The sequence below is a fragment of the Flintibacter muris genome (genome assembly GCF_943192995.1).
Classification (GTDB): domain Bacteria; phylum Bacillota; class Clostridia; order Oscillospirales; family Oscillospiraceae; genus Lawsonibacter; species Lawsonibacter muris.
The window spans coordinates 61,023-74,237 of sequence record NZ_CALPCP010000008.1 but is presented as its reverse complement, the minus strand read 5'-3'; the positions used below and the strand labels follow the sequence as shown (position 1 = coordinate 74,237).

4 protein-coding genes are annotated in these 13,215 nt (G+C 61.3%); 2 read left to right on the top strand and 2 right to left on the bottom strand.

The window, feature by feature from the left end; translation table 11 throughout:
• Window positions 1-82 precede the first annotated feature (82 nt).
• Window positions 83-868: a 23S rRNA (guanosine(2251)-2'-O)-methyltransferase RlmB gene (rlmB, locus tag NFS22_RS08915; RefSeq protein ID WP_251317376.1), complete on the top strand. Its 786-nt coding sequence runs from the start codon at window positions 83-85 to the stop codon at window positions 866-868.
• Between the two features lie 174 nt (window positions 869-1,042).
• Window positions 1,043-3,196 (top strand): hypothetical protein, encoded by a 2,154-nt coding sequence (locus NFS22_RS08910; RefSeq protein ID WP_251317375.1) that lies wholly within the window; start codon window positions 1,043-1,045, stop codon window positions 3,194-3,196.
• A gap of 43 nt (window positions 3,197-3,239) precedes the next feature.
• On the opposite strand, the gene NFS22_RS08905 is transcribed toward NFS22_RS08910, so the two are convergent.
• Together NFS22_RS08905 and NFS22_RS08900 are read right to left on the bottom strand one after the other, a co-directional pair.
• A complete protein-coding gene (locus NFS22_RS08905) occupies window positions 3,240-7,394 on the bottom strand; it encodes an S-layer homology domain-containing protein (protein ID WP_251317374.1) in 4,155 nt (1,384 codons plus the stop codon).
• A 68-nt stretch (window positions 7,395-7,462) separates the two neighbouring features.
• Complete coding sequence (locus NFS22_RS08900) at window positions 7,463-13,192, bottom strand: S-layer homology domain-containing protein (RefSeq protein ID WP_251317373.1); 5,730 nt, start codon at window positions 13,190-13,192, stop codon at window positions 7,463-7,465.
• Between the last annotated feature and the right edge of the window lie 23 nt (window positions 13,193-13,215).

Here is a 13,215-nt window from a genome sequence, read left to right as displayed (position 1 = left end):
GTCAAATTTCCACTTCCCACCGGCGGGAAAATGTGATACACTATGTTTTGTATGTGATTCGATACGGAAGGACTGTACGCTTATGAACAAACGCCCCCCTCTGCGCCGCTCCGCCCCTGTGGAGCAGGAGAACGACGGCATTATCGAGGGCCGCAACGCGGTTATTGAGGCCCTGCGGGCCGGGGTGACCATTGATAAGATTTTTATTGCCCGGGGTGAGACTGACGCCACCCTGGGCCACATCGCCTCCTCCGCCCGGGAGAAGGGCATTGTGGTGGTGGACGCCGACCGGCGCAAGCTGGACAGCATGAGCCGCACCCACTCCCACCAGGGGGTGATCGCCCAGGCCGCCGTCCGGGAGTACGCCAGCGTGGACGACATTCTCAATGCCGCCCGGGAGAAGGGGGAGGCCCCCCTGATCGTGGTGTGCGACGAGCTCAGCGACCCCCACAACCTGGGGGCGGTCATCCGCACCGCCGACGCCGCCGGAGCCCACGGGGTTATTATCCCCAAGCGCCGCTCCGCCGGGCTGACGGCCATTGTGGGCAAAACCTCCGCCGGGGCGGTGGCCCATGTGCCGGTGGCCCGGGTGCCCAACCTGCCTGCCCTGCTCAAGGAGCTGAAGGAGGAGGGGGTCTGGGTCTTCGGCGCGGCTATGGAGGGGTCCACCCCGCTGTACACGGCCGATTTAAAGGGACCCGCCGCCATTGTCATAGGCAGCGAGGGCTCCGGCCTGGGCCGTCTGGTGGAGGAAAACTGCGATTTCACCGTATCCATCCCCATGTTCGGCAAGATCAATTCCCTCAACGCCTCCGCCGCCGCCGCTGTGCTGCTGTATGAAGCGGTACGCCAGCGCACGGGCGGATAGTCCTCGTCTTCTGCGGGAAAAAGCCCCCTTCACAAAGGGGGCTGCCAGCAAAGCTGACTGGGGGTTTTCTAAAAGCGCAAGAAGAAAACCCTCCACCACCGCCTTCGGCGGCGGTCCCCCTCCCTTCGCAGAGGGGGCTTTTGAGTAATCCTACACCCTAAAGGAGCCCCGCTCATGAGCGACCGAGACAAACAACAGAATAACGGTGAGCTGATCGACATCAAATCGCTGATCGGGGACGCCGACGGGGGGGACTTCTCCCTGGATGACATCATGGCCGAGTATGGCCGCCCGTCCCAGTCCTCTCGGGGGGAGGCCCCCATTCCCCAGGGCAAGGTGGTGGCCTTTCCCGGCGTCCGCAAGCCGGAAGAGAAGGAGGAACCTTCCCAGGAACCGCCCGAGGAGCCGCCTGAGGAATTGCCTCCGGAGCCCCCCGCTCCCCAGGCGGATGAATCCAACATCACTCCCCTCCCCCGAAAGCGCGGCGCTCTGTCCACCCTTGTCCGGGACCTGAACCAGATGGCGGACGACTACGCCGAGCACATGTTTGAGGAGGACGAGTCCATTGATAAAGCGGAGGTCCGCCGCCTGGAGCGTCTGATTCCCGGCACCGACCGGGAGGCGGATGAGGAGGACCGTGTCCGCCGGTGGCGGCCCCCGCCCAGACGTCAGGAGCCGCCTCCTCCGGATGTGGCCCCCGGCGACCTGGCCCGTCAGTACGGCAAGGGGTTGAAGTGGATGCGCACCCGTGTGCTGCTGGTCTTTCTGCTGGCCGTTCTGGCTCTGGCCCAGACCATGGCCCCTTTGACGGGGCTCGCCTGGCCGGAGCCGCTGGACCAGCCCAGGCTCCAGTGTCTGATCTCCACCGGACTGCTGGGAGCGGGCGTATTGCTGGCCATGGACGTACTGCTCACCGGCCTGGCCCGGGCCCTCTGGCTGAAAACCGGCATGGACACCCTGGCCGCCCTGGCCTGTATCTTCACCCTGGCCGACGGGGTACTGCTGACCCTGTCCCAGGAGGAGGTCCAGCGCCTGCCCTACACGCTGGTGTGCCTGGCGGGACTGTTCTTCCTGCTCCACGGCTCCTACCACAAGCGCTGTGCTCTGCGGCTGTCCTGCCGCACCGCCGCCGCCTCCGCCTCCCCCTACCGCATCACTCTGGACCCGGAAAAGTGGAATGACAAGGACACCTACGCCAAATGGTCAGGCACCCAGGAGGGCTTTGGCAGCCAGGTCCAGACTGACGACGGCGCTCAGCGCATCTTCCGCCGCTTCTGCCCCCTGCTGGTCATTGGCAACCTGGTCTTCGCCCTGATGGCCTCCACCGGGGCGGACCATCCTGAGCGGCTTATCTGGGCTCTGTCCGCCATGTTCACCGCCACCTCCGCCTTTGGCGGCGCGCTGGCCTACGGGCGCGCCTTTCACAAGACAGCCCGCCGCCTGGCCGCCGACGGGGCCGCCCTGGCCGGCTGGTCCGGGATTGCCGCCTCCCGGGGCGGGTGCTGCGTCCTCATCACCGATGGCGACCTCTTCCCCCCGGGCTATGTGGAGCTCAACGGCTTCAAGGTGATGTCTGACTTCCCCGCCGAGCGGGTGGTGGCCTACACCGCAACCCTCATCCGGGACTCGGGCAGCGGGCTGACCACCCTGTTCCACAACCAGCTGCGCTCTATGGGCGGACTGATGCGCAACGCCGGCAGCCTCCAGTTCCATGAGGGGGGCGGCCTGTCCGCCAACATCCGGGGCGACCAGGTGCTGGTGGGCTCCGCCGCCTTTATGAAGCTGATGAAGGTCCGCCTGCCCCAGGGGCTGAACGTGAAAAACGCCGTTTTCTGCGCCATTGACGGCAAGCTGGCCGGTATTTTTGCCCTCAGCTACACCCTGCCCGACACCGTCTTCCCAGCCCTGGAGTCCCTGATGCTGGAGAAGATGGAGCCGGTGCTGGCCACACGGGATTTTAACCTGATCCCCGCCATGCTCCAGCAGCGGTTCAAGCTGGCGGCAGATAAGATGGCCTTCCCCGGCGTGGAACGCCGCCGGGAGCTGTCCAACCCGGACCAGGAGCACGATGGCGTGCTCACTGCCCTGCTGTGCCGGGAGGGCCTGCTCCCTTTTGCTGAGGCCATCACCGCCGCCAAGCGCCTGCGCTGGGCCACCCGTCTGGGGGCCGCGCTGTGCTGCGCCGCCTCCCTGCTGGGGATGGCTCTGGCCGCCTACCTCACCTCTGTGGGGGCTTATACCTCCCTGTCCCCCCTGAACCTGCTTATCTATATGCTCACCTGGCTGGCCCCTGTGTGGTTCCTGTCGGGATGGGTACACCGGTTTTAATAAAAATCACCCCGGCCGCCATTAGCCGGGGTGATTTTTTGCTTTAATAGGTCAATACACGGTGGATAATCTCAGCCATGTCTACTCTGGTCAGCGGCTGGGTGGGGTTGAGCCAGCTGCCGCTGGTGGGCAGATAGCCCCGCTGAACCGCGAAGGACATAGCCCCCTGGGCGTAGCCGGAGACACTGCCGCTGTCGCCGTATCCGAACAGGGCGCTGGCATAGCCGTCGTTGGCGGTCCAGCCCACCGCCTTCATGGCCCGCTGTACCATACAGATGGCGTCCTGACGTGTGAGGGTGCTGTCGGGGGCATACAGGCCGTTGCCGATCCCGCTGACGATCCCCCGGTTATACAGGGTATTCACCGCCTCGGCGTAGTAGGCGCTGCTGGATACATCCCGGAAGGCCCCGTAGGTGCCGCTGGGACTGAGCTCAAAGGCCTGATACAGCATCCGGGCAAAGTCTCCCCGGCGGATGGAGCTCTCCGGCCCATACTGGGTGGTAGTCATGCCCTGGGTGATATTGTGGTCGTAGAGGAAGTCCACTGCCGCCCGCTGGGCGTTGCTGTAGCCCGCCATGTCGCTGAAATAGGCGGAGCTGTAGGTGGGCGAGACGGTGATGATGACCTCTCCCGCGAAGGTGGAGCCATTGGAATTTGTGCCAGTGTAGGGGATGGTCACCGTTCCGGTAAAGCCCGCCCGGGGCACAAAGGCCAGCTCGGAGATCTGATAACTGCCGCTGGGCCGGTAGGCAATGTTGGTCCCGGCCAGCTGGCCATAGCGGGTGGGACTGGTGTACTGGTAGTACAGATACCCCTCGCTGGCGGCAGGCAGGCCGTTAAACTGGACAGAGCTGAGGGTGTAATGGCTCCGGGCCAGATCGCCAGAGTAGAAATACACCGGCTGCGTCCGTGTGGAGTACCGGGCCGTGACGTCCGCCGGGGGCAGGCCCACCTCAATCTCCACCGTTCCGGTAAAGCTTCCGCCGCTGCTGGCGGCTGTGGCGGTAAAGTCGATATAGACCGTTCCGGTGTAGCCGGAGACGGGGACAAAGGCCACCCGGTCCAAATCGCTGGCGGTAATGGAGGTATTGGAGGAGGTAATCCGGGTGCCGGGGCTGGAGCTGGACCGGTAGCTGCGGTACAGCGTGCCCTGGCCGGAGGAGGGGATCGTAAAGCGAACAGCGCTGATATCTCTGCCGGTCTCCCACCGGGAGAAGGCGTCAAAGTCATTCCGTGCAAAGACCGCCGGGGTCTTGGAGTCCGCCGTATAGCGGATATTGCTCCAATTACTGCTCCCGGAGCTGTCGGAGCCAATGGTCACCACTCCCTGGAAGGTTACGCCGTTGGCGGCGCGGCCCTCAAAGGGGATATTCACCAGCCCGGAAAAGCTGGTGGAGGCCCGGAAGGACAGCCGGCTGATATTGTTGTTCTGATACCGGGAGCCCACGGTGGTAATCCGTGTGCTGCCATAGTACAGCGAGCCCTCCATGGAGTCAGGCAGGCTCTGGAACACGATATAGTCCAGGGTACGGCCGGCTTGGGCCTGGCTCAGGCTGGTAAAATCGCTGCTCCGGAAACTGACGGTTCGTCCGGGCTGGCAGTTGTAATAAATATCCCCGGAGGCGCCGCCGGAGCCGCTGCGGACATTGATTTCCACATTGCCGGTAAAGCGGGTGCCGTCGGCAGTCCAGCCGGTGAAGGGGAGGCGCAGGGTGCCGGTAAAGTCCGCCGCCGGAACAAAGGCCAGCCGGTCAATGCGGGGGTTGCGGACGCCGTAGTAGTAGCTGGTTCCGGTATTGGCCCGGCTGCCGCTGCTGGTGGAGGAGCGGTAGTCGTAATACAGCACGCCCTGGCTCTCGGCGGGCAGGGAATCGAAGCGGATGTAGCTGAGCGTCTGCCGGTCATAGCGGTTCTCCTCATAGAGAACGTCCCGACAGTAGCTGTTAAAGTGCTCATCATCAAAGTGGGCCACGCCGCCCTGGAACACGTCGTAGACCAGTCCGCCGATCTCCACGCTGCCCTCCGGATTCACGGTGATATTCACCTGACCGGAGTAGGAGCCGCCATTCGCGCCCACGCCGTAGGCGGTGTAATAGACAGTAACCGAGCCGCTGTAGCCCGGGGCGGGGACAAACCAGACGTCGTCCAGCTCTTTCAGGGTGTACTGGCGGCGGATATCCACCACGCTGCCGTAGTTCCCGGAGCCGGAGTAGTTGGTGTACAGCATACCCTGGCGCTCCGGGGGCTGGGAAAAGACCACGTAGCTCAGGTTAATCCCCAGCCGCTCCCGGCAAACCCGGTTAAACTCGTCGCTGCTGAACTTGATGGGGGTGTTGTAATCGGTGGTGCAGGTAATCCCGGCGGCGGACCCGCTCTCCGAGGTCACGGTGACCAGGATTTTACAGGAGTAGTTCTTGCCGTCTTCAGACACGGCGGTGTAGCTGATGGTCACCTGGCCGCCCAGGTAGTCCGATTTGGGGACAAAGGTGATGTCCGCAATGGACCTCTGCCCGGAGGGAACCCCGCCGCTCCGGCTGGGGTGATAGTAGTTCCCGGAGCCCACGCCCGAGCCGGTAACCGATTCGGAGACATACTTATAGTAGAGCGTGCCCTGGCTGGGGTCTACGTTCAGGCCGGTGATGTGGGACAGGTTGCCGCCGGCCTGCCGCCGGATTTTTGTGAGCAGGGTGCTGAACTTCAGTATGTCGGTATTTTTGATGGGGCCCTCCTCAATGGTGGCGTTGGGGTCGGAGATTACGGTGACCTTAAAGGTGCCCCGGAAGGAGGCGCTGCCGGCGCTGACGGTAAATTGGGTGGTGCCCGGGGTAGTACCCACAATGGCGCCGTTGATGTAGGTGGCGATCAGGGAGTCATCAGACCAGTAGGTCAGCTGGCCGGTGCTGGCGCTGCCGTAGGCCTTGACAATCCCCTCCTCCACCGGATCAATGCTCTGGTTTTCCTCAATCGTAACCTCATCTTTCAGCAGCTCATAGCCGCTTACGGTCACCTTGAGCTCGGCTGTGTCACTCAGCCAGCCGCCTTTTCCGTCCGCCACTTTGGCGGTAATCACAGCCTCGCCAGGCTTGGAGGCTATCAGTTTCAGCTCACTTGTGCTGGCAACCTCCTTTTTGTCGCTGCTGAGGGCAACTTCGATATCATAGGTCTGGCCCTGTATGGAAAATTGGGCAATGGCCTTGCCGTTTCTGTTCCACATCACTTCTTTTTGTTCCGTTCTCTTATCCGAATACTCAATGGTCACCTTCATCTGCATGGTCACCGAGCCCGGATTCATGACATACGTCTCATTTGTGCCGCTGGGCTTGGGATTTTCAATGGTAATCCCCTTAATCACATTCCCCTCCGGGAGGGTATCCCCGGCCGGAGGCTTATTGGGGTCGTCCGGGTCGTCCGGATCGGTGGTGGGGTTGGGGCTGATGATACAGGTCACTGCTGCCGGGTCCGCGTCGTCGGAGGAGGCGGTAATTGTTACCGTTTTCTCCTCTGTAATGTCGGCGGCCGGAATCAGCGTGGCGACAGAGCCGTCCGTATTCGCTTCCACCCTGACAACAGAAGGGTCGCTGCTGGTCCAGGCGATATCAGTGCCTGTCTCCTTGCTTCCGTTTTTGGAAACATAGGCCATCAAATTTTTTGAGGTGCCCGCGGTAAGGTACACCTGCTCCACTGCGGCGGTGCGCTCCTCGATCCGCACATGGCGGTCGTCCACAACCGTAATCGTAAAGGTTTCTGTCTCTGTAATGCCCCCATATGTGGCCGCGACTGTAACTTCAATCTGATTATCCGCCGGGTCTTCTCCTACGCCAACAACCCTGACGCCGCCTACGGTATTTATGGGGATATACACCTTGCTGCTGTCGCTGCTGGACCAGAAGTAGGAGGTATCACGGGTCACGTCTCTCTCGCTGCCGTTTTCGCCAAGCTTTGTGTAGACCTTGACTGCCAGCCGCTTTTCTTCACCATATTTCAATGTGGCTTCCGCGTCGCCGATTACTTCAATCCGCAGCCTCCTGGCTGTATCAGGCGTAGTGGTGCTGGTATTGCCCCCGGACGCGCCGCTGCCGGATCTGGCAGCAGTAAGATTGGCCCCAGACGCCGCAAGCGCGATTGTGCCAGTAAGCATACATACCAGAACCGGAGCCAAAAGCAGGGCCAGACAGCACTGGACAAAGGTTTTCCGCATATTAAACACTCCTTTTTCAGGTGGGATAGGGATACGGGAGCGAGCCGGGGCTCGCTCCCGTGCCGGGATCAACTATTGCGTCCTGCACTTGTCCAAGTTTGACTACCCCAAGAAATATCTGTGTAGAAGTTCTTGAATGTCGCCAGAGAGTTCTCAGTCCGCTGCTGAACCTTAATGCTCAGCCCGTTGGCTGCCGGTTCGCCCGCGGAGTTAGTCAGCTTGCCGGCGGGGATGTTCAGGGCCACGTCATCCACCTTGCCAGACAGCTTGAGGGTCAGCGTGGCGCCGTTGGCGCTGTTGACCAGACTGCTATTCCTTGTGTCGATACCGCCGATCACGTTGGCCGCGTTCAGCAACTCTTGGAGGGTAGCCGGTTCGCTTCCGCCCAGGTACAGCGGGGCATTGAAGCGGATGGTGCTGGTTCCGTCCACCGTGTTGTTGCTGCTCACGCTAAAGGTGGTGCTGGCGCCCTGGGCCTGGGGGATGGCGGTGCGGGTGGTGGGCGCCGGAATCCCCGGGCCCATGCCCTGGATGGTCCAGCCGGCGCTGGCCTCGTTGCCCACGTTGATCGTCGAGCCCCAGAAAACGTTCAGATAGTAGGTGCCCTGGGTCGTTGTGGCGGTGGTCGTGTCCGGCCACCTGCTCGAGTGTACAATCTGCATACCTTCCGATCCCGCAACGTTGCTGGAGTTAATCAGCCAGCCGTTGCTGATGCCAATGGAAACGGTGGGACCACTCAACGGAAGGGTGATTGTGGAGTAGCCGGCTTGAGAGGTTTGGATATTGTGTGTATTGGCAGTCCAATTAACGCCAATGGAGGGATTAAATATGGATTGCAGGTCGCTTTTCTCAACTTTAGCTATTGTCGGGTTACCATCAGCGTCTGTACCGCCATTAAGGAAATATAGTTCCTTGTTGAAGGTAAGGGTAATCGATCCTCCTGTCACAACATTCGCATCATTAGCATCCTTGGCAACCGTAAAGCTGCCTGTGGCGTTAATCAGCTGGGGCGGGTTCTGGTCGCTCAGCTTGATTTCGTTGCCCATAAAGGAGTAGCGAATCCCGGTGGTGGTGTTGGTCATGCTGGCATCCTCCGGGTCCTTTCGTGCCATGGAAATCACATAGTAGGTCTGGTCGGCCTGGAGCACGCGGTCACTGTACAGCCAGGCGTTGGCGTTAATGTGCTCCGGTCCGCCCTGGGTGGCCGGCCCTGACGCCTCATCTCGCTCCAGCCACTCCAGGATATCGTCCTTTATCGTCTCATTGGCATAGATATCAAACACGGAGTACCGCTTGTTGAACCGCTCCGGGTTGCCCGAACCGTCTGTCGGGAAGTAGCCGGAGGTATCATTCCCCTCATTCGACGCCTTCCGGTAGGTGTAGATTTCCTTCAATGCATCATAAACGGTGTAATTCTTATAGGCAGCAGGCAGGGTGCGGCCGGGATACAGATAACTGCTGAGCAGGTCGGTGTCCTTCATATACGGGAGCTCACGGATAGAGGATTCCGAATAAATCTTATAAGTCAGCTCCGAGCCTATATCCGTGGACAGCCCCGCCCGTCCGGGCTCCGTCACCGTTGGCGGCTGGCCGACTATGGAAATCTCGGGCCGGGCCACCGGATCGGTCTTAAACTTGTAAATCTCCACCTCAGAGGGCTCCATTCCGGCCCCTCTGATGACAAAGTAGACATAGTAGGTCCGGTTGGGGGCCAGGTTTTCAATCTCCACCGTAGCGCTGGCCACGCCCCGGTATTCCAGACTGCCGGGCGGGATGATCGAGCTGCCCTCCGCCCAGTTCGGGTTTTGGATGTCACCCTTCAGCGGGTTCAACAGCACCGGCATATCCATAGTATCCCGGTCCCGTCCGCTCTCAGGGACCTGCTCTGGCCTGATCCGCTGATTCTGCTCTGTAATCGTGCGGATGGAGGGGTTCCACAAGGAGGTGTCCGCCGGTTCGTTGCCCAGCCCATCCGCATAGCCAATGGCGTAGTACACCGTGCCGGGCCGGGTCAGGGTCAGGTTCATGGTCACGGAGTTCTCATCCATCTCAAAGGAGGGGAAATCGTCCGCAAATTTAGGCTGGACAGAGTCCTCACGGTTGATCCACAGGTGCAGCCGCCGGGGGTCCTCCTGGTTCTGCGTAGAGCCGATGGACTCGCCGCCCCCGTTGTTCAGGCCGTTGTCCAGGAACTGATCCCACCTTGCCGCAGTCAGGTTGCTGGCCAGCCTGTACAGGTCGGAGGAGTTGCCCGCCGCAACATCCACGTAGAAGTTGATGTCGCCGCTCCAGGTGTCAGGATCTGTCAGGCTTCCAATCCGGCGGATGGAGACCACAAAGTCGTAGTAGACGGTCTGCCCATCCGGCGTCTCGGAACGCAGCGTGTTCAAATCGGGGAAGGGGATGGTCTGGGAACAGCCATTGAATTTGCTGTGCAGGCTCATCCCGGCCAACTGACCGGGGAGGGGGTAATACAAGCCGCTGCTGCCCAGCAGAACCCAGCCGCTCTTATCCTCCGCCGCGCTCATGTTGGGCATGCCGTAGGCAAACTTTCCGTCCTCTTCCTTATGCGTCAGCACGGTAACCGTCTGGTCCTTGTCAATGGTAACCGCCCGGTAGTACAGGTCGTACTCCATATTTGTGTCGCTCCACAGCAGCAGGTCATAGGCCATGCCGTCCGCGACAGTGTCGGTCTCCTCCGGCATCATGCGGAACTTGAAGTCCACGCCGTAGGTTCCGGTGCTGGCCCCGTCTGTATTCAGGGCCTTGATTCCCTCCGGAATCTGATTTTCAGGCAGCTGGAAGTCACCTGTCAGCCTGATCCGGGCGAACACCACCGTGAAAATGGGTACGCTGTGGCCCTTGCTCACCGACTCCGGCTGATAGTCCACCGTAGAAGGATCAATGGCGTGGCCGCTCATATCCTCAATCCCGGTGATCTCAAAGCTGTAGATACCGCCGCCCTTCAACTGAAGGCCGTCACTGAGGAACTTGAGCTGAATCCTGCCGTTAACATTGGATACATTGATATTCTCTACGGAATAGTCAATCACCCAGTTTTCGCCAACTCCATCGTCGCCCTTGATATCCGCCACGGTATCCATGCCGTATATCCACACCTTAAAGGTGATGCTGCTTCGCAGGGCCTGAATAAACTTGTTCTGGTCCTCTTCCGTGCCTGTCCGCGCGTCCTCGTACAAGGACAGGATGTCCCGTCCGCCCGCGCTGGTGAAGCAGACGTTTTCGCTGAACTCCAGCACGATATCAGTGTCCTGCATGGGGTTTTGGGTGTTGTCCTGGCCGTCATACTTGGTGAAGAACTGGCGCACGGTGGGCGGGTTGTTATCCAGCGTGCGGATACCGCCCTCCAGCTTGTAGACCTGAACAGAGTAGTTCCCGGCGGTGTCCTGGGCCAGATAGTACAGGTCATAGGACTTCTCCGCCTCCAGGCCGGTGATATTGATGGCAACCTCGGTATTCGCCGTGGCGTTCACCCGGCCGCTGCGGAAGGCGTTCATGCCATTGGCTACCTGGAGCTTGGCATAGTCGCTGTCCAGATTGGCCGTCTTGCCGTCTTCCGAGTTGTCGCTGCCGTCCTGGCTGTTGGGATTCGGCTTGGGATAGGAGGTGCCCGACTCTACCACTACCCAGTAGATGGTGCCGTTCTCTTTCAGGGTGGCCGCCATGGGAACAGAGGTGGCCTGGGCCTGACCATTTACATGGGGATGCACCACAAACTCAGGCGGGGTCACATCCGGGGTGGTAAAGGGCAGGGAGGTGATGGCGGAGCTGTTGGTGCCGTCCACGTCGGTGAGCCACAGGTACAGCACGTAGTTCTTCTGCTCCTCCAGGCGGCGGCTGACAATAATCGCCAGATCGTCGGTCCGGGCCACATTCTTCTCCAGCTCCACAATGCCGTAGCCCAGGTTGCCGCTGACGGCGGCGGATTTCAGCTCGTTCTCAGTGGGCGCCGCCGCTCCCTCGGGCAAAACGGCGTAGTACATCTGGCAGTTCTTGGTGGCCAGCACGGCGACCTGCGCGGTGATATAGCCATCGCTGGGATTTTCCTTGCCCACAAAGGACATATAGGGGTAGTTCTGGCCAAAGGCGGGCACGGTGTTGTCCGGGGTGGTGAAGGAGGTCACCTTCACCGGGCTGCGCCTGCCCTGGTCGTCCACCAGCACGGCGGACAGGTAGTAGGAGCCGCCCACTGTCAAGCCGGTAATCTGGGCGTTGACCACGGTGTCGCCGGCGGGGGCGGCCACGGAGCCGTTGCGCACCGCCTTGGAGCCGTAGGAGGGCGGGGAGATCAGGTCCTCCTCCCCAATGGAGCCGTCGGTAATGCTGCTGACAGCCCAGTAGATGGTGCCCTTCTTATTGCCGGAGAAATCCGCCCGCAGGCCGGTGGGGGCAATGTCCTTGGCCGCCGGATAGCCGGCCAGCAGGCGCGGGTCGGAGGAGCCCTCCTCCGCCGCCAGGGAGTCCATCACCACACCGGCGATGTTGGCGGTGAGGCCGGGACGGATGTAAATATTGTCGGGCAGCATGGAGACCACGCAGCCGGGGGCGTTGATGTTGAGCTGGGCAATGGCGCCATCGCCAATGACGTTGGTGGCCACGTCCAGGTTCATCTCCTTGACCCAGGTGTTCCGGTCCAGCTGAACCAGGGAGTTGGTGGCCGCCTCGTCCACGGTGAGCTTGGCCACAGTGCCCTTGGCCACCTGGATGGTGGAGTCGGGATTTTTGTTTACAACTTCCTTGATACGTCCGGCCAGAGACAGATGGGTGCCGGGCTCGCCGTCCACCTCAATGCGCATCAGTCCCTTGTCGTCGGTGTTGTTGTCCTCCAGATAGGCGGAGGTGCGCACAGTGGTCTTGGCGATATCGGTAATGCCGTCCGCCCGGATGGTGACCGTCTTGTTGCGCATGTTGTCCACCAGCATCTCTCCGGCGGTTACGTTGCGCATGACCACGCTGGCGTCGCCGCCCTCGCTCTCGCCGGTGCCGCTGACGATAATCCGCCCCAGCACATTCACATTTTCCAGCCTGATGCCGCCCAGGCCCACGCCGCCGGAGACATACAGGTCTCCGCTGATGGTGGTATTGCGCAGGGTGACGTCGGGGGAGGTGATGGTGACATTGCCGAACACGCCGCCCATCTCATAGGAGCCGCTTTGCTGGATGGGATTGCCCACGCACTGGGCAATGAGCGCGGCCATCTGTCCTCTGGAGATGGGGGCCAGGGGGTGGAAGGTGTTGTCTGTATAGCCGGAGATAATATAGTTGTCCACGGCGGTTTTGACAATGCCCCGGGCCCAGTCGCTCACATCCCGGCTGTCGGAAAAGGCCAGGCTCTCGCCCGGCGTCTCCGCCAGCATCATGTTGCGCCCCAGGATGCACACCGCCTGCTCCCTGGTGAGGGTAGCGTTGGGGGAGGCGGTGGCCTCAGAGGTGCCCGCCATGTACCCGGCGGTATAGGCGATGGACACATCATCATAGAACCAGTCGGTGGTCGCTACATCAGTAAAGGGGATGGGCCCGGTTTCGGTATAGCCGTAGGCCCGGTTGACAATGGCCATAAACTCCGCGCGGGTGAGCGCGGCATCCGGGTCGGAGGTCTGATCCGCCCGCATGACGCCCCAGTTCACCATCTGGTCCAAATAGGGGTCGGCCCAGTGCTCCGCCGAGGCAGGCTGCGTCAGCGCGGGCACAAGCCCCGCCACCATGGCGGCGGCCAAAAGCAGGGAAAGCGCCCGCTCCTTCCAGGTACGGCGCTGTTTACCGGTTGTGTGGGACATATGAGGTTCTCCTTTCTCTTTCC